Annotated in this window: 22 protein-coding genes and 7 pseudogenes; 23 read left to right on the forward strand and 6 right to left on the reverse strand. The window is 56.8% G+C overall.

Features of this window, described 5'->3' with window-relative positions; translation table 11 throughout:
• Positions 1–29 precede the first annotated feature (29 nt).
• The 10 genes and pseudogenes from B0G80_RS46725 to B0G80_RS06970 form a co-directional block, all read left to right on the forward strand.
• Complete coding sequence (locus B0G80_RS46725; protein WP_258878848.1) at positions 30–689, forward strand: glycosyltransferase family 2 protein; 660 nt, start codon at positions 30–32, stop codon at positions 687–689.
• 16 nt (positions 690–705) lie between these two features.
• Positions 706–1,566 carry a homoserine O-succinyltransferase gene (locus tag B0G80_RS06930; protein WP_258878849.1) on the forward strand — a complete coding sequence of 287 codons (861 nt, stop codon included), beginning with the start codon at positions 706–708 and terminating at the stop codon, positions 1,564–1,566.
• Positions 1,567–1,692: 126 nt separating this feature from the next.
• Positions 1,693–1,875, forward strand: a complete 183-nt coding sequence (locus tag B0G80_RS06935) for a hypothetical protein (RefSeq protein WP_258878850.1) — start codon at positions 1,693–1,695, stop codon at positions 1,873–1,875.
• A gap of 568 nt (positions 1,876–2,443) precedes the next feature.
• Entirely contained in the window at positions 2,444–3,580 is a 1,137-nt protein-coding gene (gene nifV, locus B0G80_RS06940; RefSeq protein WP_116117488.1) for a homocitrate synthase, read from the forward strand.
• Between the two features lie 42 nt (positions 3,581–3,622).
• Positions 3,623–3,961 carry a nitrogenase-stabilizing/protective protein NifW gene (gene nifW, locus B0G80_RS06945; protein WP_116117489.1) on the forward strand — a complete coding sequence of 113 codons (339 nt, stop codon included), beginning with the start codon at positions 3,623–3,625 and terminating at the stop codon, positions 3,959–3,961.
• A gap of 14 nt (positions 3,962–3,975) precedes the next feature.
• Positions 3,976–4,074: pseudogene (locus B0G80_RS06950) on the forward strand (nitrogen fixation protein FixA); the annotation flags it as partial.
• Positions 4,075–4,247: pseudogene (locus B0G80_RS46730) on the forward strand (FAD-dependent oxidoreductase); the annotation flags it as partial. It abuts the pseudogene before it with no gap.
• On the forward strand, positions 4,244–4,543 hold the full coding sequence (locus B0G80_RS06960; protein WP_116117490.1) for a ferredoxin family protein: 300 nt from the start codon (positions 4,244–4,246) through the stop codon (positions 4,541–4,543). The pseudogene B0G80_RS46730 and the gene B0G80_RS06960, both read left to right, overlap by 4 nt.
• A gap of 77 nt (positions 4,544–4,620) precedes the next feature.
• Positions 4,621–5,106, forward strand: a complete 486-nt coding sequence (locus tag B0G80_RS06965; RefSeq protein WP_116117491.1) for a hypothetical protein — start codon at positions 4,621–4,623, stop codon at positions 5,104–5,106.
• Positions 5,107–5,381: 275 nt separating this feature from the next.
• Positions 5,382–6,189: pseudogene (locus tag B0G80_RS06970) on the forward strand (DDE-type integrase/transposase/recombinase); the annotation flags it as partial.
• 31 nt (positions 6,190–6,220) lie between these two features.
• On the opposite strand, the pseudogene B0G80_RS06975 reads toward B0G80_RS06970, so the two are convergent.
• The 3 genes and pseudogenes from B0G80_RS06975 to B0G80_RS45725 form a co-directional block, all read right to left on the reverse strand.
• Positions 6,221–6,715, reverse strand: a pseudogene (locus B0G80_RS06975) (IS30 family transposase); the annotation flags it as partial.
• Between the two features lie 288 nt (positions 6,716–7,003).
• Positions 7,004–7,936 (reverse strand): LysR family transcriptional regulator, encoded by a 933-nt coding sequence (locus tag B0G80_RS06980; protein ID WP_116117492.1) that lies wholly within the window; start codon positions 7,934–7,936, stop codon positions 7,004–7,006.
• Positions 7,937–8,011: 75 nt separating this feature from the next.
• A complete protein-coding gene (locus B0G80_RS45725; RefSeq protein ID WP_181919924.1) occupies positions 8,012–8,182 on the reverse strand; it encodes a hypothetical protein in 171 nt (56 codons plus the stop codon).
• Positions 8,183–8,590: 408 nt separating this feature from the next.
• Between B0G80_RS45725 and B0G80_RS06990 the strand changes: the two genes are divergently transcribed.
• The 4 genes from B0G80_RS06990 to B0G80_RS45185 all read left to right on the forward strand — a co-directional run bounded on the left by B0G80_RS06990 (position 8,591) and on the right by B0G80_RS45185 (position 11,505).
• The gene (locus B0G80_RS06990) at positions 8,591–9,289 is read left to right on the forward strand and encodes a hypothetical protein (protein ID WP_116117494.1); all 699 of its coding nucleotides are present in this window, start codon (positions 8,591–8,593) and stop codon (positions 9,287–9,289) included.
• 11 nt (positions 9,290–9,300) lie between these two features.
• Entirely contained in the window at positions 9,301–10,527 is a 1,227-nt protein-coding gene (locus B0G80_RS06995; RefSeq protein ID WP_116117495.1) for an ATP-grasp domain-containing protein, read from the forward strand.
• 326 nt (positions 10,528–10,853) lie between these two features.
• Complete coding sequence (locus B0G80_RS07005) at positions 10,854–11,192, forward strand: hypothetical protein (RefSeq protein WP_147309836.1); 339 nt, start codon at positions 10,854–10,856, stop codon at positions 11,190–11,192.
• A complete protein-coding gene (locus B0G80_RS45185; RefSeq protein WP_147309837.1) occupies positions 11,164–11,505 on the forward strand; it encodes a hypothetical protein in 342 nt (113 codons plus the stop codon). The genes B0G80_RS07005 and B0G80_RS45185 overlap by 29 nt, the downstream gene beginning before the upstream one ends.
• A gap of 97 nt (positions 11,506–11,602) precedes the next feature.
• Here B0G80_RS45185 and B0G80_RS48000 read toward each other — a convergent pair.
• Both B0G80_RS48000 and B0G80_RS07020 read right to left on the reverse strand, forming a co-directional pair.
• Positions 11,603–12,498: pseudogene (locus B0G80_RS48000) on the reverse strand (LysR family transcriptional regulator).
• Between the two features lie 332 nt (positions 12,499–12,830).
• Complete coding sequence (locus tag B0G80_RS07020; protein WP_220377446.1) at positions 12,831–13,397, reverse strand: hypothetical protein; 567 nt, start codon at positions 13,395–13,397, stop codon at positions 12,831–12,833.
• A gap of 531 nt (positions 13,398–13,928) precedes the next feature.
• Between B0G80_RS07020 and B0G80_RS07025 the strand changes: the two genes are divergently transcribed.
• From B0G80_RS07025 to B0G80_RS07045, 5 genes and pseudogenes are all read left to right on the forward strand, one after another.
• The gene (locus B0G80_RS07025; protein WP_116117499.1) at positions 13,929–15,617 is read left to right on the forward strand and encodes an NAD(P)/FAD-dependent oxidoreductase; all 1,689 of its coding nucleotides are present in this window, start codon (positions 13,929–13,931) and stop codon (positions 15,615–15,617) included.
• Positions 15,618–15,653: 36 nt separating this feature from the next.
• On the forward strand, positions 15,654–16,994 hold the full coding sequence (locus tag B0G80_RS07030; RefSeq protein ID WP_116117500.1) for an amidase family protein: 1,341 nt from the start codon (positions 15,654–15,656) through the stop codon (positions 16,992–16,994).
• An 85-nt stretch (positions 16,995–17,079) separates the two neighbouring features.
• On the forward strand, positions 17,080–18,453 hold the full coding sequence (locus tag B0G80_RS07035; RefSeq protein ID WP_116117501.1) for a carboxyl transferase domain-containing protein: 1,374 nt from the start codon (positions 17,080–17,082) through the stop codon (positions 18,451–18,453).
• A 1-nt stretch (position 18,454) separates the two neighbouring features.
• Positions 18,455–18,751: a hypothetical protein gene (locus tag B0G80_RS07040; RefSeq protein ID WP_116117502.1), complete on the forward strand. Its 297-nt coding sequence runs from the start codon at positions 18,455–18,457 to the stop codon at positions 18,749–18,751.
• 213 nt (positions 18,752–18,964) lie between these two features.
• A pseudogene (locus B0G80_RS07045) lies at positions 18,965–19,081 on the forward strand (IS3 family transposase); the annotation flags it as partial.
• Positions 19,082–19,139: 58 nt separating this feature from the next.
• On the opposite strand, the gene B0G80_RS07050 reads toward B0G80_RS07045, so the two are convergent.
• Positions 19,140–20,087, reverse strand: a complete 948-nt coding sequence (locus B0G80_RS07050) for a LysR family transcriptional regulator (RefSeq protein WP_116117503.1) — start codon at positions 20,085–20,087, stop codon at positions 19,140–19,142.
• Between the two features lie 491 nt (positions 20,088–20,578).
• Between B0G80_RS07050 and B0G80_RS07065 the strand changes: the two genes are divergently transcribed.
• From B0G80_RS07065 to B0G80_RS07080, 4 genes and pseudogenes are all read left to right on the forward strand, one after another.
• Complete coding sequence (locus tag B0G80_RS07065) at positions 20,579–22,591, forward strand: carbamoyltransferase (RefSeq protein ID WP_116117504.1); 2,013 nt, start codon at positions 20,579–20,581, stop codon at positions 22,589–22,591.
• Positions 22,592–22,783: 192 nt separating this feature from the next.
• Positions 22,784–23,413, forward strand: coding sequence for a nodulation methyltransferase NodS (nodS, locus tag B0G80_RS07070; protein ID WP_116117505.1), 630 nt, complete (start codon positions 22,784–22,786; stop codon positions 23,411–23,413).
• 13 nt (positions 23,414–23,426) lie between these two features.
• Entirely contained in the window at positions 23,427–25,148 is a 1,722-nt protein-coding gene (gene nodU, locus B0G80_RS07075) for a nodulation protein NodU (protein WP_116117506.1), read from the forward strand.
• 232 nt (positions 25,149–25,380) lie between these two features.
• Positions 25,381–26,225 (forward strand): annotated as a pseudogene (locus tag B0G80_RS07080) (IS30 family transposase); the annotation flags it as partial.
• Positions 26,226–26,299 lie beyond the last annotated feature (74 nt).

The following is a 26,299-nucleotide window of genomic DNA, read 5'->3' on the forward strand; positions in this document are numbered from 1 at the left end:
CCGATGTCGTCAAGAAGCTCGTATTGACAATGCGAGACACGACGATCGGCGCCGCCATGGGGCAGTTGACGGCCAGCAACCGCAACGATACCTGGCTGACCCGTCTGATCGATATGGAGTACTGGTTGGCTTGCAACGAAGAACGCGCCGCACAGGCTCGCTTCGGCGCTGTTATGTGCTGCTGCGGTCCGTGTACCATATACCGACGGTCCGTGCTTCTTTTGCTATTAGATCAGTACGAGACACAGTTTTTTCGGGGAAAACCGAGCGACTTCGGCGAGGACCGCCATCTCACGATTCTCATGCTGACGGCAGGTTACCGGACCGAGTACGTTCCGGACGCCATTGTGGCGACAGTCGTTCCAGACAGACTGGGGACGTATCTGCGCCAACAACTGCGCTGGGCGCGCAGCACGTATCGGGACACTCTGCTTGCGCTGCGCCTGCTGCCCTGTCTCGATCGCTACCTTACGCTGGACGTGATCGGCCTGAATCTGGGCTCGCTATTTCTCGCCTTATCGCTTCTAGCGGGGCTCGCGCAGCTCACATTGACAGCGACAGTGCCGTGGTGGACTGCCCTGATAATCGCATCATTCACCATGATCCGCTGTAGCGTGGCATCGGTTCGCGCTCGCGAGGTTCGATTTCTTGGCTCTTCTCTTCACACACCCATCAATGTCCGCACTTGAGACGGAAGGCGTCACGGTGGTTGACGAAGAGAGCACGGTATATCAGCATCACCGGCCGCTGCGCGTTGGCTTGCTGAATCTCATGCCGAACAAGATCAATACGGAAATCCAGATTGCCCGCCTGCTCGGCGCCACACCATTGCAGGTCGAATTGACGCTCGTCAAGATCACCAACCACGCGCCCAAGAACACGCCGACCAAACATCTCATGTCGTTCTACCACGACTGGATGGACGTCAAGGCGCAGAAATTCGACGGATTCGTCATTACCGGGGCGCCGGTCGAAACGATCCCTTTTGAGGAAGTCAGTTATTGGGACGAGCTCGCCAGCATCTTCAGCTGGACGCAAACCAACGTCCATAGCTGCTTCAACATCTGCTGGGGGGCGCAGGCGGCAATGCATTATTTTCATGGCATGCCCAAACACGCGCTGAATGAAAAAGCCTTTGGTGTATTCAGGCATCACGGCCTGAAAATCGACTCGCCGTACCTGAAGGGTTTTTCCGACGATTTTGATATCCCGGTGTCACGCTGGACGGAAATGCGGCACACCGACATTCCGGCCGACAGCGGCGTCTCCGTGCTCATTGACTCGGCGGAAACCGGCCTCTGTCTGCTCAACGACTCCAAACATCACGCACTCCACATCTTCAACCACATCGAGTACGACTCACACACGCTGGCCGACGAGTACTTCCGCGATCGAAACGCGGGCAGAGACATCCATCTTCCGAGAAACTATTTCCCCGACGACTGCGAAACCTTGCCGCCAAAAAACCAGTGGCGTAGTCACGCACATCTGTTGTTCGGAAACTGGATGACCCAGATTTTTCAAACCACCCCATCCGATCCGGGCAGGATCGGCATCGATCGATGATGGCCGCCCGCCGCCCGCCGGCGCACGCCCATAGGGATTGGAACCACCTCGGCCCCGCCGCCGCCCCAAGGGCCTCCCGTGCAGCTAATTGAAATGACACCTTCTTCTTGATCGATGGCTGAAAACATGAGCATGAAATTCGATGAATTGAAGCACGCAGTGGCCTCTGGCGCCATAGACACCGTGCTCGTCTGCATGGTGGACATGCAGGGCCGCCTGATGGGAAAGCGGTGTCATGCCGATTTTTTTGTCCATCACGGCTACCAGGAAACGCACGCCTGCAATTATCTATTGTTCGGGACGCGATAGGGGTGCCCTTCTACGAACAGAAAGTTGTCAAGGTCATTTTCGAACTGACTCGTGAATCGCCGACATGTCCCTACTGCACCTCGTCAGGACGAGGTGATGTTGCTGTAGTCGAATCTGCCGGGAACACCCGTTTTGCAATATCGAGTTCATATGTCGTAGCGTCCATCTGGGGCCTCTGTTCCTCAAGTGCTTGTGTCGCAAACCCACTTCGGCACATTGATGTCGTTCGGTCCGGGGACCCTCAAGCGTGCCCACTTCTCCGGAGGGATGGTGGTGTCCATTCCATCTCGACCGGCTCATGGTCAAATTGCTTTGTTCACCTAATTATTTCGAGTATGCATCAAGAGAACAGGTTCGACTTTCCATCCGCCGGCGGATGGAACCGATCGAGCCAGCTCCAGCGCGGCTGAATTGTCCGGAAAATAACATTCGCGACACGAACAATCGGACGATGCACGGCCATAACCCGACATAGTGGCGGTCAACACCTCGCAAATTGTGCTCCGACTGTAGATGCTCGCTTGGCACAACGCTTGCAATTCATCGGCGATAACTCAAGAGACTTGACATGCTCAATCCGATCATCAATGACACGACGCTTCGCGACGGCGAGCAGACCGCCGGCGTCGCGTTTCGCCCTGAGGAAAAATGCGCAATTGCCGCCGCACTGTCGCAAGCCGGCGTGGCCGAACTAGAAATCGGAATTCCTGCCATGGGTGAAGACGAAATGGCGTGCATCGCGGCGATCGTCGACCTGAACCTCGACGCCCGCCTGATGGTTTGGGGGCGCCTCACCAACGAGGATCTCACCGCGGCATTGCGCTGCGATGCCGATATCGTTCATCTCTCGGTTCCCGTTTCGGATATTCATTTGCGACACAAGCTGCGGCAGTCGCGCAGTTGGGTACTGGCGCAGATCGCGCGCGTCGTCGGCGAGGCAGCAAAAAATCATCCCAGGATTTCCCTCGGCATGGAAGACGCCTCGCGCGCGGATCCCTCATTTCTCATAGAAGTGGCTCAATGCGCGCAGCAGCACGGCGCCCAGCGCGTGCGCTTTGCGGACACTGTCGGTATCCTGGACCCCTTTAAGACCTTCTACGCCATTGCAGCGCTGCGCGTTGCCGTCGATCTGGAGATCGAAATCCATGCGCACGACGATTTCGGGCTCGCCACAGCCAACACACTGGCCGCCCTTCGGGCCGGCGCGACCCATGCGAGCACGACCGTCAACGGGTTGGGTGAGCGCGCCGGCAATGCAGCGCTGGAAGAAGTCGTGATGGGCGCGCGGCACCTGCTGCGACGAGACACTGGCGTCGACACCAGAGCGCTGCCCGACATTTCGTCGCTGGTCGAACAAGCCTCAGGCCGCGCAGTTTCCTTCAACAAGAGCATCATCGGTAGGAGCATCTTTACTCACGAGTCGGGCATTCACACCGACGGCCTCGCGAAGCACCCCACGACCTACGAGGGATTCGATCCGGCAGAGCTCGGCCGGCAACGGTCGACGATACTCGGGAAACATTCTGGATCTCAAAGTGTGCGTGAGGCCTTCGACGCCCTGGGCGTGAGGGTGCCGGAGCGGCTCATCCCGCTCCTGCTTGCGCGCATCCGCTCTTTCGCCACGCAGCACAAGCAGGCGCCGAATGCAAGCGATTTGCGTCGCTTCCTGACCCAAACCCGCAGTACGCGGGTGAAAGTGTCGTGAGTGTGGTTATGGCGGCCAAACTTGTCCAATAGAAGTAACGACATGCTAGAAGTTATCGAACAACTGCGTCACCTGCCGTCGGCCGAGGATTTCCCGCGATTCTTCGACATCGCATTCGACGAGAAAGTGGTGAACGTGAGCCGCCTGCACATCCTCAAGCGCTTCTTTCAGTGCATCGAGCAACAGAAAGAACTGCCGTGTAACAACGCGACGGCCGTGCTCGCCGTCTGTCGATGCTTACTGCAGAAGACCGACAACGACTTCGTTGTATCCACGCCCGCGGAGCAAAAGGTATTCAAAGTTTTTTTGGAAGCGGACGGTCGGCGGCTCGTCTCGGTTGACGACCTGCGCGCATCGCTGCCGACACGCGGCGACGCCTGACCTGGAGTATCTCAATGCATATTGTCGTCTGCATCAAGCAGGTCCCGGACTCCGCGCAGGTCCGGGTTCACCCTGTCTCCAACACCATCATGCGCCAGGGTATTTCGGCGATACAGTTCTTTACAACATACCCTGATCTCGTCGCTCAAGTGGCCTGCACCATGATTACGGCAAATGGCGTCGACAGGAAGACCAAAAAGCACGAGATCATGACCAGTCTCCGCAAAAATCGCTCGCTGACCGAGCTGGTCGGCGACGCATACAAATTCGGAGAGCCTTCCGATGAAAACGGTCACTGTCAATATCGAGGAAAAGCTGTTTCAGAACCGCTACCGCGTGGACGTCGGGCGGTGGCACGCCCACATCAAAAACATTGAAGTCTGCGCGAACGACTGTGCCGAAAAAAACTGCACGTTCGTGTGCCCGGTCTCCTGTTATCGGAAGGAGAGCAACGGCTCGGTCACGCTGATTACCGATGGCTGCCTGGAATGCTGTAGTTGCCGCATTCTGTGCACGGCCCATCACAACCTCGAATGGGTGTATCCGCACGGCCGGCATCGCATCCAGTTCAAGTTCGGGTAGACAAACACATCCATCGTCACACCGGCTTCCGCGCGCCGCAAAAGCGGCCGGACGCCTCACCATATCGGAGTAAATTGATGAATCTCATTGCTGGCATCGAATCGACTGATCTGTTCTGCGGCAATGTCCCCTCCCCCATGCTACAGTTGATCGAAAGAACCCACGGCGGCAGCAATGACGATGTGGTCGCCGCGTTGTGGACTGCGGTCCTGTCGTACCCGCGCTGCCTGCCACCCTACTATCTGCTGTATAAGTTCCATGCGAACCGGGGTGAACTTGGCGAGGCGCAGGAGGTCGCGACCAAGGCTTTGGCGGTCGCCGCCCGGCAGGCGTCGCTCGACAGCGACTGGTGTGCGGTACAGCCGGGCGACGCCGACTTCACCATTCCTGGTCCGGGCCGCTTCTGGCTCTTCACACTGAAGGCGCTCGCGTTCATTAGCGTGCGGCGCAGTGAGCGCGCCGCTGCACTGAAGCTGATCGGCAAGCTGCGCAGGCTGGACCCGATCGATTGCATAGGCGTGGACGTCGTGGAAGCCTTGCTCGCACAGTCCGCGTCCCGATAATCGCCGCAGGAAGATCAACTGACCGATTGACAATATGTCCCCCGCATGGCTATGGTAGACCTCCATTGCAGTTCATGGCGATCGTTTCAGTATCGCTTCAGTAGTCAAAGCTGACGCTCACTGCACACTTCGCGCGGGCGCGCACACTGGGCCACCTAGACAGCCAGATCTTCATTCTGACCCGAAGCAATCCGCGAAATCGGCACAATTGTCGCTGAAGTCGGCTGAAAAAAGTGGACGCCAACATTCCGTAAAGTTGAGGAGTGGGGCCATTGATGAACCGAATCCCCAAGGCTGTGTACAGAAGGAATTTCGTGAAGAAGCAGTAAAGCTGGTAATAGCCGATGGCCTCAGCGTCTTCGAATCCGCGTATCGATTGTCAATTTCGATGAAGACGTTAGCAAACTGGGTTCGTGCTGCAAAGGACGGCAAGCTGGAGAATATTAGGCAGCATCAAAGACCACTGAAAGAGGCCGAGGCCAAGCCGGGGCGGGTCAAGCGGGAATTGGCCGAAGTAAAAATGGAGCGCGATCTGTTAAAAAAGTTCGCAACGTACTTCGCGAAGGAGTCACGGTGAAGTACGGCGTAATTGAACAGATGCGACAGCAATATCCAGTGCGTTCAATGTGCCGGTTCCTGGGCGTGTCCATCAGCACGAGCGGACGCGAGAAACCTTTGTCCCGGAACGGCTACAGAAGGATCTGGCGAACCACCGCATCCAGATTGGTGTTCACCGCCTCAAGCGTTTGCGGGCGAAGCTCGGCCTGCGATGTAAGCAAAAGCGCAAGTTCAAGGCGACGACCAATTCGACGCATAACCTGCCAGTCGCACCGAACCTGTTGAACCAGGACTTCAAGGTGAGCGGGCCGAATCAGGCCTGGTGTGGCGGCATCACGTTGTATCGCGACTGATGAGGGATGGCTGTATCTGGCCGGCCTCAAGGATCTGTTTAGCGGAGAGGTCGTCGGCTACGCGATGAGCGAGCGCATGACAAAACGGCTGGTAATGCAAGCACTGTTTCGTGCTGTCGCGTCGCACCGACCACCGGTCGGTCTGATACAGCACACGGATCGCGGCAGTCAGGGCGGATTCAACCGGTCGTCGCAACACTAGATTATTGAACAGATTTTAGGTATTCGTCCAAGGCCTCCGCAGGCGTCTTCCAGCCGAGTGTTTTCCGGGGCCTGGTATTCCATGTGTTAGCGACGGCCTGGATCTCGCGAGCACTCCACCGGGACAGGTCTGTGCCCTTTGGAAAGTATTGTCGTAAAAGGCCATTGGTGTTTTCGTTCGTACCACGCTGCCATGGGCTGTGCGGGTCAGCGAAGAACACCTTCACGCCGGACTCGATCGTGAAGCGGGCGCGATCGGACAGCTCCTTGCCACGATCCCAGGTCAATGATCGCCACAACTGAGCAGGCAAGTCCGCCACGGTCTTCTTGAGTGCGTTGGCCATCGTGACAGCTCCATAGCCGGCCAGCGCAGGCCCGTTTTTCGTGAGTGGAATTAGCCCATAGCCTTTCTCGCGAGGTAAGTGCACGAGCATCGTAAAGCGGCTTGATCTGTCCACCAACGTCCCGATGGCTGATCGGTTTAAGCCGATAGCCATGTGTGGTAAAAAATCCAGGTAGATCGCCTAATCCGGCCAATTGACCAGTCATTGCTGTTTTGGTGCACGATTTATCTGCGGCATCAGCAATCGTGAAAACAATGTCAATAAATTTGATCTGGATTTTTCATTGACATTGGCCAAAGTTCGCCCACAGGCTTCTTGATCTCGCAACAAATCTCCGACTGGCCGCCTGCGCTAGGATCAAGGCTGTTCAGCGCAACTATTCTGCGGGTCTCGACGCGTCGAAAGATCGCCCCTTCGACGCAACTCACGGCACGACGTAGATCAGTTGGGAAAACGTAGCGGCATGGTGGTGTGTTCTCTGCCGAGTGCGCCGTCTTCAGACAAACAGAGTTGCAGCGAACGAAAGAGGAAGCTCTGCAGTGCGGTTGCTGCGGACGTGCGGTCGTTCGAATTCGTGTGGCTAAATAGACCGAATTCAGCCACAGGCGGCATCGGCAGCCCGACAGCATGCGGATCGATCGCGCGCATAGTATCGCGGCGCACGTGCCAGTCGAGCAGTAAAGCAATGCCGAGTCCGGCCTCAACGGCCGACTGGATCGCTGACAGGCTCGTGCTCGTGCAGGCAACGCGCCACGCGATGCCGGCGTCAAGCAACGTCGCAAAGAAGTTCTCCTGCCATCGACATGCTCCGTCGAATGCGATGATCGGCAGGGGGCCATCACGCAGGTCGGCATTGCGGGAACGTGCGGCGGCCCAGCGAAACGGATGCCTCCAGGTAACGAGCGGCTCCGCGTGGATCAGCGCAGGATCGCCGATCGCGAAATCAAGTGTGTTGCTTGCGAGCCGCTGCGATAACGCCGGGCTCGCATCAACGACTATCTCCAGCGAGACATCGGGAAACGATGCTGAGAATTGCCGCAATGCATGGCGGAGGTGACTCGTTGCGATGTCTTCCAGAATGCCGACCCTCACCGTACCTGAGACGTCACCGATAGTCAGTGCGGAACGGGCCGCGAGGCCAATTTCAAGCACCTTGTGTGCATAGGGCAGTAGCACGCTGCCCGCCGAGGTCGGCTTCACGCCGCGCGGTGAACGTTCGAGCAGGCGTTGGCCGACCTCGTCTTCGAGACGCCGAAGGGCCATGCTCACAGCAGCCTGGGTGCGATGGAGTGCCACCGCAGCATTGCTCACGCTACCGGCTTCTACCACCGTCACGAACGTACGCAGCAGCGTGCTGTCGAGATCGCGGATCATCAATTTCCCTCATGCAAACATAAAGATTATTAGGTTATACCACGCATACAGCTGGGGTTAATATCCTTCCGTCACTCACGCAGACAGCATAGATGAGGGGGAATTGAACGGATAGCAAACCAGATACGCGTTGCTGAATGCATCCGTGACATTCGCGAGTGCTATCGCGCCGACGTCCACCGTCGCATCCACATGCGCGGTCCAATGACGTACCGTGTCGTTGCCCGCGACGATGGCATACAGCACGATTAGCACAACCTAGCTACCACTCCGCTTTGCGGTGTTAGCGCCCGTGGCCATGGTCCAGCCCTCTCTCTAGAAGGAGTTTCCATGTGGCGGCGGTACACGAGAAGATCGAACCAGCTCGCTTCAGTCGGTAAAAAAACATTCGAGGAGAGAGCGTTCCGCAACGTTTGGCACGAATCCGCTCGCAAAGGCCACCCTGATCAAAAATCCTCCAGGAGCGCCCGACAGTACGCCCTCTCACCGCAAAGCGACTGCAGCGCGGCTTAGCCCCCCAATAGCATGGGAATTCTCAGACTCCCCCAAAGGACTCATTGCATATTGTAAGGCAGCCGTGTCCTTGGTTCGTCCGGCTCAGGCATAAACAGCAACCGGCGCGCCTTGTTTTTTTCATTCCATCTGGATGGTTATATGAATACACGCAACGATCGAGCCCGTCTTGAGCGAGTTGCTCAAGACGCAGTCGCCCAGATGTTCGCTACTTCCCCGGAGACCGCCGCCTTCCATCGTGGCGACTGGATCGACAGTGAATACTATCGCCGCCACCTCATCGAAACAGTGTTGCGAATCCGCCTTAACAATGAGGTCGACGCGTTCGCGCTGTACAAAATCGGCTTCAAGGACAACACGCTCGCGCAGATTCTCGCGCAATACCTCGTAGAAGAATATGGGAACGAGGGGCTATTTCTGCGTGATATCGAAAAATTCGGCCTGTCTGCAGCCGAGGTCGACTGCATCGCACCTTTTCATAGCACCGACAAGCTAATTGGTTATCTTTATTTGAGCATTAGCCGCGACGGTCCGCTGCCGACAATGGTGTGGAACTGGTTTGTCGAATGGTATTCGCATCGCTATAACAAGAGCATCACCGAAGCGGGAGCGCGCGCGTTCGGGCACGATCTAGTGAAGCGTTCGCTCGACCACATTCAGCACGACGGATCTCACGGTCACGATGATGTGAAGTGGGTCGGTCTGCAGCGGGCAATCGACGGCTGGGGCGGAATCGAACAGGCTGAAACCTATTTGCGCCACTTCGTCGAACTGCTCCACGAATACTTCGACGAGCTACTTGTGGCCACCATGCCCCGACGCGAAACTGTTGCTGTATAAGGAGCGTCCCCATGACCGCCGTCATAGTGATTGAACCGGCCTCGTCCGGCACGGCGCTTGTCGCCGCCGCTGCGCGCCTTGGTGTCGCTGCACACGTGTTTTCCGCCGAGCGCGTCGTGCCGCGTGACCTGCGGGCGGCCGTCACGTCGTTCGCGGTGGTGGACACCGATTCGTCGAGCGCCGTCGCAGCCGCCGCACGCGCCATTGGCGCCGATGGAATCGTACCTGGGTTCGAATACTCGGTCGACGTAGCGGCGGAAGCGGCCGCTCGGCTCGGTCTCCCGCATCTGCCGCTCGAAGCGGCAGCGCTCACTCGCGACAAGTACCGCAGCCGCTCATGCCTCGCAACTGCGGGACTGGCGGGGCCCCGATTCGCCCGAATAGCAGATCGCCGTGACATCGTGACGGCCGCCTCGCAGGTCGGCTTTCCAGCCGTTGTTAAGCCTGTGGACGGCTGCGGTAGCCAGCACGTGACGCGCGTCAACTCTCTTGTCGAGCTGCAACTCGCGGTCGAGCGCGCCATGCGCCACCGCGTTGTAGATATGGGCCGCGAAATCGGCCACGTGTTACTACTTGAGCAATATCTGGACGGTCCGGAGTACAGCATCGAAGGTTACGTCGGCCGACATGGGCCGCGCGTGCTTGCGGTGGCAGAAAAGCTGCTGAGTGCCGAGCCGCATTTCGTCGCGATGGGGCACATTGTCGAAGCGGCGTTGGCGCCAGAGCATCGAACAGCGCTGGTCGCTTACGTCGAGAAGGTCGCCGCGCAAATCGGCCTCAACCTCGGCGTTTTCCATGCAGAGGCGCGCATGACGCGCGACGGCCCCGTGCTCATCGAGATCGCCGCACGGCTCGGAGATGATCGCATCTACCGGCTGGTTGAACTCAGCAAGTCCATCTCCTTGCCAGAAGTGATGATACGCAGTCATCTCGGGGATACCGACCCAACGCCCCTCTGTGATGCAAGGCTTGCGACGTGCATGAGCGGTGTGCGGTTCTTCACGCCCGTAACTGGGCGCTTCGCCGGCGCCGCTGCGGTCGAACGCGTACGCGCGATGCCCGGCTTTGAAGAGGTCGAGGTTCTTTCGCACATCGGCGGTACAGCGCTAAAACTGACGGACTTTCGCGCCCGCGTCGGACATGTGCTGTTTACCGCCGCCGATCGCCCAACGCTCGATTTGCGCCTCGCCGAAGCGCTGAAAGCGCTAAAATTCGATCACGTCGATAACGGTAGCTGAAAAATTTCCCCACATGAGAATCAACCGATCCTCCGCGGGTAATCGCATAGTCGTGCTCAACCGTTGGTCCGACGAGTTCGCTGCCTCCTACACCGCATCGATCATGCCGTGCACAACGACGCATATGCCTGCATACCGAACGGTGCGGCAAAGCTGCGCGCGGCGCTCGGCAGCGTCGACAGGCTGATAGCGGTCTCGGAATTCGACCTGCTCGCGGCCGCGCGGCTCCGCAAGTCGTTCAGAATTCCGGGCGACCGGCCCCATACAGTCGTGCGCTTTCGCGACAATGCCGTGATGAAAAAATATGCTGTCGCGGCGGCCTGCGTGTGCTGCGCTTTGCCGCGTGGGACGATGTGGCCCTTCGCAACTCCGAGCCGATCGTAGCGATGCGTTTTCCGGTCATCGTGAAGCCAAGTACCCGTGCCGCAAGCATAGGCGTACGGCGCGTCGACACGCGCACGCAGTTCGATGTGTTGTGGCCGACGCGTTCACCGGTCGAATACGAATGCGAAAAGTACATCGACGGGCTGATTTATCACGTTGACGGCTTCATGCTGAGCGGCGCTTTTCTGATCGCACGCGTCCCGCTATGTCAAAACTTGCCTCGAATTCTCGTGGGGCAAATCACTCGGCTCGGTGATGCTCGACCCCGGGCCGTTGAATGATGCGCTGCTCGTGTTTGCAAAGGCCAGCCTGCGCGGGCTTGCGTTGATCAATGGACCCGTTCCATCTCGAGATAGTTGGAGGCGACGCGGTGGATTCCTGGTGCTGCCAGAGCCAGTCAGCAAGGTATTCGTCGATGCACAATTGCCCCAAGGAATCCCGGCACTTTATGACGCCGTTTTCCCGAAACGACATCATTTCTTCAACGGCGCTGGCGGATACGAAACTATCCTCGCGCGCTTCCGCTATCGCGGTGCATCGGAGGACGAAATCCCGACAGCAATCCGCGCGACGCTGCGCAATTTTCGCTACTAGCTCGCGAAGATCGTGCCGCCTGCCCTTCCCCGTTAGCCGCAGCAGCGACTTATGGAAAGCAGCTCGGTCCCGACCTGTATCCCGCACGCGACCGATATCAGACACAGCGTTGCGCCTCCTGAAGTAGAAGCTCGCGCATCCAGATACTTGTGGGATCACCATTATCAGCGCAGGCCATTGGATTGTTTCAGTGAACGAGGAAAGCGGCAGCGTTACCTCGACGATCCGCAGAGGGACCACTTCCGCGAAATTCCAGGCCAATCTCAAAGGGAGTGTTGCGATACGGTTGGTATCGCGACAGCATCGGCGGGACCAGCGGTACGCGTCAAGTTGTCGCCTCATTCATGCAGCCAAAGGCGGTTTATTCGCGTCGATCGAGGACCTGCGCGCACGCCGGAACCGCACTGTTACGTGTCCCATAGACATGTACTTTTCCAGCGCAAGCCGCCGCGACAACTGTTTGTTCGTCGGACAGCCGACACACACGAGCTTCTCTTCAAAAAGCGACGCTTTAGGGCGAGTATCCACCACCAGATCCGGCAGGATCAGAAAATCGGCGTCGCCACGCCGAAGCAACTCACCAGGCTCGTCCTCAGGGAAAAGCAATTCGAACTGACCGAAGGAGCCTCGCGCGCCGCGCTCTTTATGATGTTCTGGAAATAGTTGAGCGTCATGAAGTCGGAAAGGCAGAGCCTGAACCGGCGATTCGATTTGGCCGGTTGAAACACGTCCCACGATATGATCGAAGGCTGGATGTGCGATAGAGCTTCCCGAACCGCTCCGGCGAGTTCCATCCCTCGCGCTATCGGGTCGAACTCACGGCCCCTCATTACGAACAGGTCGTCGCGGAAATAGTCTCGCAACCGGGCAAACAGCTGCGCTCATGGCAGGTTGGCTCAGATTAATTTCGCGCGCAGCAACCGTCAGATTGCGCTGTGTCAGCAGCGCATCCAGTGCAACGAGAAGATTGAGATCGAGGCCTTTGAAGCGCATGTCCAAGTATTTTATTTATGGATAACATATCGAAAAAATCGATTGTGCAAGTTAATTACCGTACTACAAAGCTATGGCAATCCACATCGAATACGCGATAAGTGCGAACGAGAAGTCATTGTCGTACTACTGAATGACCCGGTCCGCCAACTCCTACATATTGACCCCTACCATCGCCCTGTGACCGTTGCCGGCAAATAGGTCATGTCCCAGCACCACACCTGGCGCGGCGCGGTTGCGACGTGCGTGGTCGGCGGCCGGCAACCGTGCCCAGACCTTGCGATGCCCTTCGCCGATGAATGGCGAGGCCGCCAGATCGTCACGAATAGCCTTCAGCAGATCAGCATCGGGCATCTTCGGTTTCGGGCCGCGGCGCGCCGGGATGATCTGCACGACGCCGTCCGCCGTCCGAGCGCGGACAGCATAGATCGTCGAGCGGGGGAATCCGAGCACCTGGCAAGCCCGTTGCAATCCAAAGGGCTTGCTCGCACTAACGGAGATCGCGCGGCCCATGTCGACGATCTCCGAGCGGTCAAAGGGCGGCGGGCCTGCAGTTCACGTTCCTTGCGCAGGATCTCGTTTTCCATGGACAGCTCGCCCACTCGCCGCACGGCGTTATTGAGCCGGGCTTCCAGGGGATCGCTTGTGCGCGCCTTCAGGCCGGCCTCCATGCCGGCCAATGCCAGCTCACGCCATTGCTCGAGCTCGGCGATCGTCACACCGACTTCACGGGACACGGCGTCAACGGGCTCGCCACGCAGCAACCGAAGCACCACGCCGCGTTTGCGACCGGTCGACCAACGCTTGACTTCGGCGGCGCCAGAGGCGCTTCCAGTCGCGCTACGCGCTCCTTCCAGCGCCTCTGGCGCAACCCCGTTTGTATCTGTTTTCTTCAACATCAACAACTCCAGTTTGGGACCCACGTTTTACCCCAAATCTGTGTCCAGAAAAACTGGAGCCGCGGCAATCGGGAAAGTCCTTACTAATTCGGATGATCGTCAGGAAGCTGCGGCTTCTTTGCGTCTTCGTTCTTGCTGCTTTTCTTAACCGCCGCATTGCCGCCGATGCGACAGTGTGAAGCCGGCAGCACGCCAAACGGATTGTTCAGGACGGACGAAATAGCTTGCGCACATCCGAAAGATCTCCTCACAAATCAACCAACTCTCTTTATCAGTAGTGAGTCATGGCTGACCAAGCTACCCTCACGTTAGCTTGCTACAAACATCAATTTAATTTGTTTGATAGCCCGCAGCCGATTTGATATCGTCGTATCAATAAATATTCACGATGAATAGCATTTTGCTGCCGACGAGCAACACAGCTATCGGCAACGGAATGAATAACCTCGATCTCTTCTGTCGAAGGCCCCTGCGCTATTTCCAGCCATCATTGTTCCTCAGGTGGATGCATTGCCATAAAGGAGAAAATCCATGAAGAATCACGTCGCATCTTCACTAAGTCCATCACCGACTGTTGACCTATTGTATGACTACGCGCCGTTCCTCCAGCTCTGCGAGTCTGAAGGGGGAATCGGCTCCTTTTCATCACGCACCCCAACTCCCCGCGTTGCCATCGTGGGGGCCGGTATCAGCGGTCTTGTGGCGGCCACTGAACTGATGCGGGCAGGCGTAAACGACGTTACGGTCTTTGAGGCCCGCGATCGCATTGGAGGAAGAATATGGTCAAAAGTATTTGATCCGCGGTACCCGCACCTTATTGCTGAAATGGGCGCAATGCGGGTCCCTCCGAGTGCAACCGGTCTTTTCCATTATTTGAACAAACACGGCATTTCCACGACCGCGTCTTTCCCCGATCCAGGAGTGGTTGATACCGAATTGCATTATCGCGGCACTCGCCATACCTGGCCGGCGGGGGATTCGCCGCCGCCTTTGTTCAGGCTCGTTCATGAAGGTTGGAGGGCCTTTTTACAGGACGGCTGCGTGATCAATGGCACATCTCTTGTAGCGCCGGCAGAAATCACGGTCATGTTGAAGTCACATCGCTTTCAGGAAGCGCGTGCGGCATGGCAAACGTGGCTCGATGTGTTCCGTGACAGTTCTTTCTATGCCGCCATTGTCGCGATTTTTACTGGCCCCCGCCCCCCCGGAGGTGTCCCTTGGGAAAGGCCTTATGACTTTGAGCTGTTTGGCTCTTTGGGAATAGGATCCGGCGGCTTCCTACCTGTTTATCAAGCCGGATTCACCGAAATACTGCGCTTAGTCGTTAACGGATATCTGGATGATCAACGCCTGATTTCCTGCGGAATCTCTACACTGGCGGAGCGCCTGGCGGGAGCGGAGATCGCAGGGTGCTCCGTTGCTGAACGGGTTCGCTTCAATAGCGTGGGTCGCATCTACAAAGAAAATGGAAAGATAAAGCTGCTAACTGATGAAGACGAGGCATTGGTTTTCGACCGAGTGATCGTCACCAGCAACAACAGGGCAATGCAGATGGTCCATTGCCTGACCGACGACGAGACGTTTCTCAGCCGCGACGTCTCACGAGCCGTCAGGGAAACGCATCTTACGGGCTCCTCAAAGCTGTTCATGCTCACCCGCGACAAGTTCTGGATCACTAGAGACCTGCCAGTCACCATCCAGTCTGACAGTTTTGCGAGAGGAGTATATTGCCTTGATTACGAACCCGATAAGCCAGATGGTCAGGGTGTGGTTCTGCTTAGTTACACTTGGGAGGATGACGCTCACAAGCTACTGAGTGTTCCCGACAAAAAACAGCGGTGTGAGTGTTTTGTTGACGACCTTGCTACATTCCATCCAGAACTTGCGCGCCACCTGGTTCCCGCCGATGATGACTATGAACGTAGCGTCCTGCACCATGACTGGCTGACCGATCCGCATTCTTCGGGTGCCTTTAAGCTCAACTATCCGGGTGAAGATGTTTACTCGCAGCGTCTCTTCTTTCAGTTCAAGACCGCGAATGATCCCGCATGGGATTCCGGCCTTTATCTGGCAGGATGTGGCTGCTCTTTCACCGGGGGGTGGATTGAGGGAGCTGTGCAGACGGCTGTGAACAGCGCCTGCGCCGTCATACGCAGCGCAGGAGGAAATCTTTTACCGGGCAATCCTCTTGACGAAATCCGCAGTGCTTACCGTTACTAATATCGCACACGATGGCCTCCTACTCGCGGAAATTTTATGTATTCGAAAAACACTGTGGAATCGCTTTGCGTTGGCATACGTACCGGTGCACTTTCAGCGGCTGAAATCCGGGAGCGTGCACTCAGCGCTGATTCGCATCTGAAAAAGCTCAACTGCTTCATCCGTGCTTGCGGCCCGGACGCTCATTTCGCTAATGCGAATGATGCCCTGAAAGGCGCACCGCTCTACGGCATTCCTTTTTCCTTAAAGGACAATATTTGTGTTAAGGGGCTCCCTATCACCGCCGGGACACCGGGGATGGAAGGTTGTATAGCCACGCGCGATGCGCTTGTTGTCAGAAAGCTGAGATCGCTCGGTGCTGTCGTTGCCGGCAAGAACAACATGCATGAACTCAGCTTTGGTATCACATCGGTCAATCCTCAATGGGGAACGGTGGGAAATCCAGCGGCTCCAGGACATTTGGCTGGTGGCAGCAGTGGCGGCTGTGCCGCTGCTGTGGCAGCCGGTATCGTTCCGATGGCGATCGGAACGGACACCGGCGGCTCCGTAAGGATACCGGCCGCCTTCTGTGGTATCACCGGCTTCAGGCCCACAAGTGGTCGCTGGTCTTCGGCCGGAATCATTCCAGTTTCTCGCACGAAGGATTCGCCGGGCCTTCTGACGCGGACGGCGAAAGATGCATTGCTTCTATATGATCTGCTGTCCCCCGATAGCCACCTTCCGACAAAACAGAAAAATACTCGCGGCCGAATAGGCCTTCCGGCCTCCATGTGGACTGACTTGGAGGATGATGTCCGAAAGTATTGCCGGCATGCCGTCAGGCGATTGACCTGCGCTGGTTTCCAGTGTGTTGAACTGGATGACGCGGTTGTTGCTGAGCTGAATGGAACCGGAACCTTCACGATTCCGGTTTATGAGTTCTTCACGGACTTTCCCCGCGCCTTGCTTTCCCTAGGATGGGGAAACAGGATAAATGCCGTATTTGATAACATTCGCGACAAAATTGTCCGCAACATCATTCACGCAAATCTTGGCGGACAGCTTATATCTGCCGCAGATTATTCATCAGCAATCCAGAATATAGGCGTCTTACGTCTACAAATAGACTCGCTGTTCAGCACTCAATGCATCGATTTTATCGCGTACCCGACAGTTCCGCGTAGCGTCCCTCATCTGAGCGATGCCAGCAGGCCGGGACTGTTTGCCGAAGTGATACGTAACACCGACTTGGCCAGCAACGCTGCGATACCTTCTATTACCCTTCCAGTTGCTCCCGATGATGCATTACCGGTGGGGTTGAGTATTGACGCCGCGCGGGGTCAGGACCGCCGTCTTCTGGCCGCAGCAACGTCTATAGAAAACATTTTGGCTTCCTGAAAATGAGGCTGCTATTCACCCCGCACAGACGCACGGCACCGATAACAGCAAACATTCATAGGCATTGCCAGGAGGCAGATAGCTAATGCAAATCTCGTTGAAAAGAATAAACGTGCTCTTTGACGCAAATAGTTTTGTTGACCATCAACCTGCCGCAAAAAGTCATTTCATCTGCGGCGAAGGTACCATAAATTCGGCAAAAACGTTTCTGGTCATGAATCGCGGAGGAGACTGCGAATTTCAGGGAGGCGGACAGTGGCGCACTGCCGAGCAGATCATCAGCACAGTAACTCAGGCCCGGGATAAAGGCGCCCCCTTAATCTACATTCAGGACAAGGTAGGAGGGACAGGCAGTTTCGACACCACGAAAGTGCTCTCGCCGGACATGGCCAGATTACTTTTATCCCCATTTGGAATGGGCAGGGTCAGTGCATCCCTCGCCGAATTTGCAGAAGGGAATCTGCTAATTTCCGCCATACTCGGTCCGACCTCAGGTCCACTTGCTCTACCGTTGATGCTCGCAGACCTAGTGTTGATGACTGAGAAAGGCGCTCTATGTATGGGCCGTCCGGATATGGTGAAGGCAATGCTGGCCCAGGAGTCCGATCTCTATTCGCTAGGTGGAACAGACGTTCACAGCAAGGGCTCGGGCTCGGTTCAACTGGTATTCAAAGATGAAGAAGGTTTATTCCAGTGCATAAGAAAATTACTGCACGGAAGTTTCAAAGGCAAGGCACCCCATGACCTTGAATATGAAGAACCCGTTGCGGCTGATTTTGAAAAAATAATTCCATCAGATCATCGCGTACCCTATGATATGCATCATTTGCTGCATTCCTTTATCGACAAAGACAGCTTTACGGAAATAAGCGCCGAATACGCGGAGGAAGTGTTGACCGCCTACGCGAGCATCAAAGGAAACTTCGCTGCAATTATCGCCAACAATCCCCGACATAATGGAGGTGCAATTTATCGAAAATCCGCCTCAAAAATGGTAAAAATGATAAATATTGCCGCCAAAACCAACATACCAATCATATTCATTGCCGATATTCCAGGATTCATGATCGGCAGAGAAGCTGAAAATAGTGGCATATTTTCGGCCGCAGCGGAATTATTCAGAGCACATGTTCGATGCAAGGTACCAAAGTTATTGCTCGTTGCCAGAAAAGCGTATACGGGAGGCGTGTACGCCATGTGTGGCCCTGGATTTGACCCTGTGGCAGTACTGGCGTATCCGCAGGCCCAGATCGGCGTTTTCAGCCCGGATACGATGAAGAAAGTAATGTCTGAATCTGATGAGACCACCAGATCCATAATGCGAAAACTGACCGATGAAATTGAAAACCCAGAATTGTTGAAAATTAATGGGCTGATCACTGATGTCATCGAAATAGAACAGACTCGGGAACAAATTACCAAGTATTTGTTCCCTGTAGGGAGTGAAGCTGGCGCCTGAGTTGAATCGCAAGCGCCTCACTTCCACAGTCCAGCGCAGTCTGCTTGTCGGTAACGCGGAGACATTGCGGGCGGATATCGCCGCGTTAAAGGGCGAAGTTTCGCGGTTTGGCGTCGGCCTGCCGTTGTTGAGGGCTAGCGAGGAGGTGCATGCGGCATCGACTGAAGCCGACCGAATCTCGACGAACCAAGCTGCGGTCTCCAGCGAAGCCAGGCTCAACGGCGAGCAGATCCAGAGGGACCGAGAAAATGTTGAAACCAGCGCCCGCTGGCCATGGAAGTCCGGCGTTAAGTCGTGAGTTCGGCGCACGGAGTGGTGGCAGGCTGCCGAACCATCGCGATCACTCACAACCGCCCGAGAAACCTGTATCACATAACGGCCGCCAGCGTCGACCGGCGACAAGCCCCGTGGCGCACCGCACGCGTACAGTGACCAATAGACGCCATTAACGATGATCTTCAGCACGCAGCGATCGCGCAGTTGCAGCGTCGTCCATCACCGCGGCGCCATTCAGGCAACAACCAGATTGACACACGGCTTGCCGGTCGCGCCGAACCTGCTCGATCAGGCGTTTGCCGTCACCGCGCCGAATCAGGCCTGGTGTGGCGATATACGTTATATCGCCACAAAACCTTCGAAACCCCACAAATTCATGCCGCAAAAACCTTGCTGAAAGATCGCATTTTCTAACCTGGGTGGATCGGTCTTCGCGTGGTCTCACGCGGAGCAACCATGCGTGCCGCCTCCTGCAATATTATCTCCCGCATCCAGTTGCTTGCCGGATCACTGCTGTGAAGGGCAGACCATTGGATGGCCTCGGTGAATGCGGGAAGTGGTAGCGGAAGCTCGACGATCCGCAGAGGCATCGTTTTTTCGAAATGCTTGGCCAGCCTTAAGGGCATCGTCCCTATACGGTCAGTGTTTAATAGCATAGGCGGGATCATGCCAAAGCTTTGCACGATGACCTCGTCCCGTCTCTTGAGACCGTGCTCAAGCAAAAACCACTCCTCGATGGAGGGCCGCCGCGTACGTCCGAACCTGACCGAAACGTGCCCCATCGACATGTATTTCTCGAATGTAAGCTGCCCTGATAGCTGCTTGTTCGTGCGGCAGCCTACGCACACGAGTGTCTCCTCGAACAGCTTCGCTTTAGGATGCGCGCTCGACATGAACAATTCCGGCAAGATAAGAAAATCGGCTTCGCCGCGCCGGAGAACCTCATCGGGGTCATCGGCAAGTGGCAGCAATTCGAAGCCGATGGCGGGAGCTTCCCGTGCAATACGCTCCACGATCTTTCGAAAAAATACGACTGCCATGAAATCGGAAAGGATGATCCTGAAGCGGCGATCCGATTTGGCCGGGTTGAAGACGTCCCGGGAAATAACGGAGAGCTGGATGTGCACCAGAGCCTCGCGGATTGGAGCGGCGAGCCCTTCTGCACGCGGTGTTGGGACAAGTTCCCGGCCCCTCATCGTAAACAGTTCATCGCAGAAATAGGCGCGTAGCCGGGCGACGGCCGCGCTCATGGCCGGCTGGCTCAGGTGGATGCTGCGTGCCGCCGCAGTGAGGTTACGCTCGGTCATCAGCGCATCGAGCGCAACGAGGAGATTCAGATCGAGGCCCTTGAAACGCATGATCCCAACTTATCCATAGTGTGGATGTGTTCCATCAAAACAATCGATTTTACGAATTGTACGGCATGGAGGATAGTGTTCCTGGTAAATCCAACTGAATTTCGCCAACCTTGCTGGCGCCTTTGTGGTGCCGGGGGTAGCGGATGAAGTGTGTCGTAGAACTCAGCGAAGCCGAGGAAATGACGTTGCAGCAGTTGTCGATCAATCACATGCATCGGGAGCCTTCTTCGCGGACCCGCCGCATGCTTGGCAACGATTTGGGATTTCCTCGGGGTTCCAGCACTTCAGCTTCTGGTCGCGCCATCCTTCAGCGCCAGGAAACGCGACACTGGAGCAAACGGTACAGAATTTTCATGAATTGCGGCGAGATTCTTTGGGGCTGGTGACGTCTGACCGGTGTTCGCAGCGGCGAGCGATATCCTACCTTACTTAGGTGGTAGGGGTTCGAGTCCTGCCAGTAGGGCCTTCCTACCACGATGAAGGAGAGAAACATGCTGTGCTTAGGAGTGAGCGGCGGGCTAGACAACGTTCATGAAAATTCACTCGAACTGCCGAACACATTTCTGCACGACGGCGCTGCGGTGCTTGTCCGGGACGGACGCGTAATAGCGGCCGTCGAAGAGGAGCGCCTCAACCGGATCAAGCACTCTAACAAGTTCCCGAGCAGTTCAATTCAATACTGCCTCGCATCCGCAGGGATTCAGCTCAGCGATATCGACCATATCGCGTTTTACGCTACTGAGGCCTATTGCAACGTCATGCTCGAACGCCTGTTCCTGTCCCAGCCGAACATCTCCATTCCAGTGGATGCCAAGCTGTTTCTGCGTAACTTACTAATGCGGGAATTCGGTACCGAGGTCGATCCTTCGCGAGTCTCATTCGTGAGTCACCATCTGGCGCATGCCGTGAGCGCGTTTGCGATGTCTGGATTCGAACAAAGTCTGATCCTCGCGGTCGATGGCGGCGGTGATTTCCTCTCGGGGCTCTTGGCGGTCGGATCTGGAACCGAAATCACGCAACTCGCGACTTTCGCAGAGCATAATTCTCTAGGGCTGTTTTATCTCGAAACAATCCGGTATCTCGGATACGGCTTGTTCGACGAATACAAGGTCATGGGGCTTGCACCTTATGGGGATCCCGCTCCCTATCGCGGGCTCTTCGAGCAATTCTATCAACTCTCCGCCAACGGTGAGTACCGCGTCTACCTGGACCGCATCGGTCCGACGTTGTTCCGCAGCATCGAGGTCCGGCGAAAGGGAATGCCATTCACACAGCAGCATCGAGATGTGGGTGCTTCATTGCAGGAAGCGCTGGAGCGGATCGTGTTTCACATTCTCCGCCATCATCGCGAGGTCACCGGTATGAAGCGGCTGTGTATAGCCGGAGGAGTAGCTCATAACTGCACCATGAACGGTAAGCTGCTGTATTCGGGACTTTTCGAAGACATCTTCGTGCAGCCCGCAGCGCATGACGCCGGTTGCGCATTAGGCGCGGCCCTTATGATGTCAAACGACTTCGGTCGGCCCGCGCCGCGTGAGCGATTGCAGGAGGTTTATTGGGGGCCCGATCTTGGGAGCGATCTGGTCGTGGAGCAAGAATTGAATGCGTGGGCCGGACACCTCGACGTCGAACGCAGTGATGACGTGGCAGGCAGAGCAGCGGACTGGATGGCCAATGGCGCCGTGATCGGCTGGGTGCAGGGTCGTTCGGAGTTCGGGCCGCGCGCGCTTGGCAACCGCAGCATTCTTGCGGATCCCAGGCCTGCCGCAAACAAGGACCGGATCAACGCCATGGTCAAGAAGCGCGAGGGTTACCGACCGTTCGCGCCATCAGTGCTCGAGGACGATGCGCACGAATTTTTTGACCTCCCAGAGGGCACCCGCGAATTCCCTTTTATGAATTTTGTAGTTCGCGTGCGCGACTCCAAGCGTGCCTTGCTCGGCGCCATCACGCACATTGACGGTACAGCGCGGCTGCAAACAGTATCGCGCAAGACCAATCCCGCCTACTGGGAGGTTATTAATGCGTTCAAGAAGCGGACAGGAATCCCAATTCTGCTCAATACTTCCTTTAATAACAACGCTGAGCCGATCGTAGATTCGGTTGCAGACGCAATTGCCACATTTCTGACGACAGAGCTGGATGGACTTGTGGTCGGGCCGTTCCTCGTCAAAAAGCGGCTCGCAACGCAGGAACATTGGACTGCGCTCGCGGTTTCACTGCCGCCCTATGCATCGCTCTATCGAGTCCGCGCTCACACAGCGCGGGATCGTCAGGAGACGGTGTGCGAAATTCGCACCGGCGGCTCCAACTATGACAGTGTGCGTATTTCACATGAGTTGTTCGATCTGCTGATGCGGATCGAAGGCGAAGCCGTGCTCGAACATCTTCTCGATACGATTACGCCTGAGCAGACTCGACGTGAAGCCCTCGTCAAGGAGCTGCGCGGATTGTGGGAGCAGCGTCGGGTTCGGCTACATCCCTCACGGGCGTTGTCATGGTAACGACGCCCTTCCAATGAGTGGCTGAAGATATGAAACTAGGTAACAGCACTCGCGAGCTATTTTTCTAGTACGTTAAACAATAGCGTTTGGCCGCCGTGCAGTTCTTGTACCAACACGCCGGTTTACAACGGAGCACCAGCCCCGGCCCAAGGTCCGGACACTTGCAGCGGCGCACCATAAAGGTAGGCGGAATTGACACATCAAACGAACTTCGAATTGCTGCGTCGGGAACTGGACGCAGACGATCCATGGCGGCTCGACAGCAATCCCTTTGAGCACGAGCGCCACAGTCAAATGCTTCGGATGGCACTTGCGCAGGGATCCGTCACAAATGCGCTCGAAGTCGGATGCGCAGGCGGAGCCTTCACGGAAAAATTGGCACCGCACTGCCAACGGCTCACCGTGATCGATATCGTGCCACACGCAATCGCTAGGACACGCGAACGGATGATGGACCCACCACACATCAATTGGATCGTCGCCGATGTCCAGCATTTTTCGACTGAGCAACAGTTCGATCTGGTCGTGGTGGCGGAGGTTCTCTATTACCTCGACGGCAGCGCCGAGGTGCGCGCGGCTGTCCGCAATTTAGCACGGATGCTTGCGCCCGGTGGACAGCTGGTTTTCGGATCGGCACGTGACGCCAATTGCCGGCGATGGGGCCACATTGCCGGAGCCGAGACGGTCATAGCCATCCTGGAAGAAGAGCTGGTTGAAATCGATCGTTTCAGGTGCGTCGGTCAGTCGTTGAATGAAGACTGCCTGCTCGCCAGTTTTCGGAACGCGGCTTCGCCTTCGTGTGGACCAACTTACCAGCGTTAGGCCGGGAGATATTATGCGCATCTGTGGGATCAAATTGACGCACGACGGAGCGATCGCCCTTGTCGAGGATGGAAAACTGGTTTTTTGCGTGGAGCAGGAAAAGCGAGACAACAATCCGCGGTATCAGGCGATCGACGACCTCGACGCGATCGCGACCGCATTGGCCGAGCATGGTTTCACTGCGCATGATATCGACCAGTTTGTCATCGACGGCTGGGACGGAGTAGTCGAGTCGCAGTTTCGTGTCCTCAGTGGGTCGAATCCCGTCAGCCTGAAAGGGGCCCCTTATGCCGAACGCCGAGCCGATGATCTTCTCGCTTCGCTCGACGGCTCCGGACTGCTTGTCGGCGGCCAGTCCTTTCCCTATAAAAGCTATCCTCACGTGTCAGGCCATGTGGCCTCCGCGTACTGCACCAGTCCCTTTGCCCAAAGCGGGCAACCTGCATTCTGTTTGGTGTGGGATGGTGGCATCGTCCCACGCCTCTATCATGTAGAACGCCACCAGGCCCGCCATGTTGACTGCCTGTTCCCCGTGATAGGTCACATCTACGCTGCGGCGGGTCATCACTTTGGTCCTTATAAGAAGCCGGGCGGGGCCCGGTGGGATCTGGGTGTGGCCGGCAAGCTGATGGCTTACATCGCGCTAGGCTCGGTTGACGAAGATATCGTTGAGGTATTTCGCGGGCTTTATCAGGCACGCTTTGCTGGCGACACGGAGTGTGCGCAAGCTTATCGCGAGAACATCCACAGCGCGGACGCGTCACTAGCGGCTGTGGGAGAGTTCTTCGAAGCAAGCGCGCTGCGACTAGAAGCCAGGCCGCCCGAAGACGTACTCGCCTCGTTCCATGTATTCCTCGAGCGTCTTCTCGTTCATGAAATGGGTATCGCGCTGCAGCGCCATTCGATTGCGGGGCCGAAAAATTTGTGCATCGCTGGCGGATGCGGACTCAATATCAAATGGAACAGCGCCCTGCGCGGGAGCGGTTTGTTCGACGCAATCTGGGTGCCGCCGTTTCCCAACGATAGCGGGTCTGCGATTGGCGCCGCTTGTTGCGCGCTGGCAGATGAGAAGGGCTTCGTGCCGCTGGAGTGGTCGGTATATAGCGGACCGGCCTTAAAAGGTTGCCAAGTACCGCCCGGATGGACGGCGTCTACTTGCTCCATTGCAGAACTCGCCAGCATACTCGCCAGTCGCAAGCCCGTCATTTTCCTTGCCGGCCGAGCCGAGCTCGGACCACGAGCATTGGGGGGCAGAAGCATTCTGGCCGCCGCGACTTTGCCCACAATGAAGGATCATCTCAACGACATCAAGTTTCGAGAGCACTTCCGTCCCGTGGCGCCAATTTGCCTTGAGGATCGTGCGCCGACCATTTTTAGCCCGGGGAGCCCTGATTCCTATATGTTGTTCGATCATCAGACGCGCGCGGAATGGCGAGAAAAAATCCCTGCCGTCGTGCATCTCGACGGATCTGCCCGATTGCAGACCATTTCAAGAAGTTCCGAGCATCCGGTGGCGCAACTTCTCGTCGAATACGAAAAGCTGACGGGTATTCCGTTGCTCTGCAACACGAGCGCCAACTATCACGGACGAGGTTTCTTCCCGGACGCTGCTTCAGCCTGTGCGTGGGGACGCGTCGAACGTGTGTGGTGCGATGGTTTGTTACTGACCAGGACCGGTCTGTCGCCGTCAGTCGACGAAACACTGTTTCCTACGTCGGCGATTGAAGATTGCTAACCTTGGAGCTCAGTGAGCAGTACTACGATGTATGCCGCACGCACAAGGCGCAACGCTCACAATGTAGGTATGCAGTGCACCACCAGACAGGCCAAGCTCGCCGCGTTGTCTGTAGTCGCTTTCAGGCGCAGTCTCAAGCGCAACGGCTGACGCATATCGGGTGGCGGGGGCTCGGTAATCAGATGACTCGTCAGCAGTCGCCGCAGCAACGCGTTAGCCTCCGGATCTCCCAGTGAATGGAAGGCGACATCCGCAACCTTACCGTTCGCCCCGACCCAGGCGCGGATCACAATTGCAGGAGGCGGCGCATCCCCTTTCGCGTTCAAGATCCAGTCTTCCAGGAATTGGTGCAACTGATTCGCCCCATCATCGTCCGCCTCTCAGCTGGCTCTGACCCTTGCCGAACGCGAAGAGATATCGCGGGCACTCGCTGCTGGCGACTCGAGCCAATCTGTTGCGAGGCGGCTTTCACGCGCTCCCTCCACCATCTGCCGGGAGATCAAACGCAACAGTGGACCGGATGGCTACCGGGCAAGCCACGCCGATCGGGCAAGCCACGCCGATGGGCTTGCCTGGGATCGTGCGCGGCGTCCCAAAGCCTGTAAACTGGTTGAACACCGGACGCTGGCGTGCATCGTGGCAGGCAAGCTCCAGTTGCAGTGGTCACCGCAGCAGATTGCCGGATGGCTCAGCCGTGCGTACCCAGACGACGGGGACTACCACGTGTCCCACGAGACCATCTATCGCAGTCTCTTCATCCGGGCCCGTGGCGCCCTGATGAAGGAGTTGCAGGAACACCTGCGGCGCACCCGGGCAATGCGCCGTTCGCTCCATCATACGCGGAAGACGGATGATCACGGCAGGATTCGGGACACGGTACCATCAGCGACGCCCCGCGACCGTTGGGGACCGGGCGGTACCGGGCCACTGGGAAGGTGATCTGCTGTGTGGTAGCGGCAGCAGCCAGATCGCGACGCTCGTCGAGCGCCAGACACGCTTCGTCATGCTGGTCAAGATAGCAAGACGGTGATCAATGCACTCATCAGGCATGCCGGCAAGTTGCCGCAAGAACTTTATAGTGAACCGCCCCGGGATTTCCGGAGGCTCCACTTCTTGAGAAAATGGAGCTATGGAAAACACCAAGAAGAAGT

It is taken from the genome of Paraburkholderia sp. BL6669N2, from assembly GCF_003387275.1.
Taxonomy (GTDB): Bacteria; Pseudomonadota; Gammaproteobacteria; order Burkholderiales; family Burkholderiaceae; genus Paraburkholderia.

Coding starts and splice junctions, on each gene's coding strand:
- B0G80_RS46725 (WP_258878848.1), top strand. CDS start 30: ATGCGAGACACGACGATCGGCGCCGCCATGGGGCAGTTGACGGCCAGC.
- B0G80_RS06935 (WP_258878850.1), top strand. CDS start 1,693: ATGAGCATGAAATTCGATGAATTGAAGCACGCAGTGGCCTCTGGCGCC.
- nifV (WP_116117488.1), top strand. CDS start 2,444: ATGCTCAATCCGATCATCAATGACACGACGCTTCGCGACGGCGAGCAG.
- nifW (WP_116117489.1), top strand. CDS start 3,623: ATGCTAGAAGTTATCGAACAACTGCGTCACCTGCCGTCGGCCGAGGAT.
- B0G80_RS06960 (WP_116117490.1), top strand. CDS start 4,244: ATGAAAACGGTCACTGTCAATATCGAGGAAAAGCTGTTTCAGAACCGC.
- B0G80_RS06965 (WP_116117491.1), top strand. CDS start 4,621: ATGAATCTCATTGCTGGCATCGAATCGACTGATCTGTTCTGCGGCAAT.
- B0G80_RS06980 (WP_116117492.1), bottom strand. CDS start 7,936: ATGATCCGCGATCTCGACAGCACGCTGCTGCGTACGTTCGTGACGGTG.
- B0G80_RS06990 (WP_116117494.1), top strand. CDS start 8,591: ATGAATACACGCAACGATCGAGCCCGTCTTGAGCGAGTTGCTCAAGAC.
- B0G80_RS06995 (WP_116117495.1), top strand. CDS start 9,301: ATGACCGCCGTCATAGTGATTGAACCGGCCTCGTCCGGCACGGCGCTT.
- B0G80_RS07020 (WP_220377446.1), bottom strand. CDS start 13,397: ATGTTGAAGAAAACAGATACAAACGGGGTTGCGCCAGAGGCGCTGGAA.
- B0G80_RS07025 (WP_116117499.1), top strand. CDS start 13,929: ATGAAGAATCACGTCGCATCTTCACTAAGTCCATCACCGACTGTTGAC.
- B0G80_RS07030 (WP_116117500.1), top strand. CDS start 15,654: ATGTATTCGAAAAACACTGTGGAATCGCTTTGCGTTGGCATACGTACC.
- B0G80_RS07035 (WP_116117501.1), top strand. CDS start 17,080: ATGCAAATCTCGTTGAAAAGAATAAACGTGCTCTTTGACGCAAATAGT.
- B0G80_RS07050 (WP_116117503.1), bottom strand. CDS start 20,087: ATGCGTTTCAAGGGCCTCGATCTGAATCTCCTCGTTGCGCTCGATGCG.
- B0G80_RS07065 (WP_116117504.1), top strand. CDS start 20,579: ATGCTGTGCTTAGGAGTGAGCGGCGGGCTAGACAACGTTCATGAAAAT.
- nodU (WP_116117506.1), top strand. CDS start 23,427: ATGCGCATCTGTGGGATCAAATTGACGCACGACGGAGCGATCGCCCTT.